We start from the raw sequence: 1,744 nt of genomic DNA on the forward strand, positions 1-1,744 counted from the left end.
GCGCCGAATGGCTCGTCCATGAGCAGTACCTTGGGCTGCAGCGCCAGTGCGCGGGCGATTTGCAGTCGCTGCTGCATGCCGCCGGACAGCTTGGCGGGATACTCCCGGGCCGCCTGCTGCAGGCCGACCATGGCCAGCGCGGCGTCGATGCGGTCGTCCAGTGCCGCGCCTGAGACCTGTTCCTCGATGCCGAGGGCCACGTTGCCGCGCACCGTCCGCCACGGCAGCAGCGCGTTGCCATAGTCTTGGAACACCGTCACCACGCCCGCCGGCGGACCGCTGAAGGCCGCGCCTTCATATAGGACGGCGCCGCCGGTCGGCGCGCAGAACCCGCCGAGCGCGCGCAGCAGGGTGGTCTTGCCCGTGCCGGAGCCGCCCACCATGCAGAGGAACTCGCCCCGGCCGATGTTCAGGTCGATGCCCTGGAGAATCATCTTCTCCCCACTGGCCGACGTCAGTCTGACTTCCGCCTGCTCACAGCAAAATACCGATGCATTCATAGGTCGTGAACTAGTTGAGGCTGGCGCCGGCGGCGCTCACTTTCTCGTGGATGGCGCCGACGGCGAATGAGGTCTGGATCCAGGTGTCAATCTCGGCATCGCCGAGGCGGGTGGTGTAGGCCGGCAGGCGGACCGAGCCCGCAACCGCATCAGGCAGGCGGGTCCACTTGGCCAGCACCGCGCGCGACGCCTGGTCGTTCTTCTGGATGTACTGGATGGCGTCGTTGAGCGCGGCGCGCCAGGCCGTCACGGCGGCCCGGTGGTCACGGGCCCACTGGCCATTCGCCATCCAGCAGGTCAGGATCACCGGGTCGGCCACGCCAAGCATGGGGTTGCCGAGGGTGCGCACGCCTACCTTCATTGACACCGAGGCGTAGGGTTCGACGATCTCCGCCGCCGCCACCCGCCCTGCGGCCAATTGGTCGCCCATATTGGCGAAGGCCATTTCCTGGAAGCGGACGTCCTTGGGGTCCACGCCGCGCTGCCGCAGCGCATTGAGCGTGGCAATGTGGATCACCCCGTTGAGCGAGGGCGTGGCCACGACCTGCCCCTTGAGATCGGCCAGATTCTGGATCGGGCCGTCGGCGCGGGTCACCAGCTGCATCTGCTGGTTCGCCGTCAGCTCCTGCGTATTGCCCGCGATGCCCACGACATCGAGCTTGCGCAGCCGTGCCTTGATGATGTCGATGGGCGTGCATCCGGAGACCTCGAACTGCCGGCCGAGCGCGCCGACCACGGTGGAGACGTTCTGCACGGTGGTGATGTCCACGTCCAGCCCATGGGCTGTGAACATGCCCTTGTCCTTGGCAATCCACAGCGGCAGCCAGGCTGCCGAGACCACGGACGCCACGCGCACCTTAGTCCTGGCCGGCGTTTGCGCCATCGCGGTGGGCGGCTGGGCCAGTGCCAGCCCGGTCAACAGGAAAACCAGCAGCCGAAAGCGTGTCGTCATCGAAGTCTCCTTGTATCCTTGTAGGGTTAGTCCGAGATTTAGTATCTTGATATAAAGATACTTTACGCAAAGCTAGAATGCGACTGAGACAATTTCTTATATGGATAAACACGATTTGATAGACAGCTTCGATGAAGAGTGGTCGCGCGTGCGGCCTGATCTCGTCACGGACCACGTGCTGGTGCTGGGCCGCATCCTGCGGATTCGCGATCTGGCGATGAGGGCGTCCGAGCGGTGGCTGGCGCCTCACGGCATCACCTGGGACATGTTCGACATGATTGCCACGCTGCGG

2 protein-coding genes and 1 pseudogene are annotated in these 1,744 nt (G+C 65.1%); 1 reads left to right on the forward strand and 2 read right to left on the reverse strand.

Annotated features, from left to right (window positions below; translation table 11 throughout):
* Both AB4Z27_RS28865 and AB4Z27_RS28870 read right to left on the reverse strand, forming a co-directional pair.
* On the reverse strand, positions 1–434 hold a 434-nt coding region (locus tag AB4Z27_RS28865; protein WP_441645967.1), incomplete at its 3' end, for an ABC transporter ATP-binding protein.
* A 76-nt stretch (positions 435–510) separates the two neighbouring features.
* Entirely contained in the window at positions 511–1,452 is a 942-nt protein-coding gene (locus AB4Z27_RS28870) for an ABC transporter substrate-binding protein (protein WP_092294858.1), read from the reverse strand.
* A 100-nt stretch (positions 1,453–1,552) separates the two neighbouring features.
* On the opposite strand from AB4Z27_RS28870, the pseudogene AB4Z27_RS28875 reads away from it, so the two are divergent.
* Positions 1,553–1,744 (forward strand): annotated as a pseudogene (locus tag AB4Z27_RS28875) (MarR family transcriptional regulator); the annotation flags it as partial.

Source organism: Cupriavidus sp. KB_39 (assembly GCF_052114485.1).
Taxonomy (GTDB): domain Bacteria; phylum Pseudomonadota; class Gammaproteobacteria; order Burkholderiales; family Burkholderiaceae; genus Cupriavidus.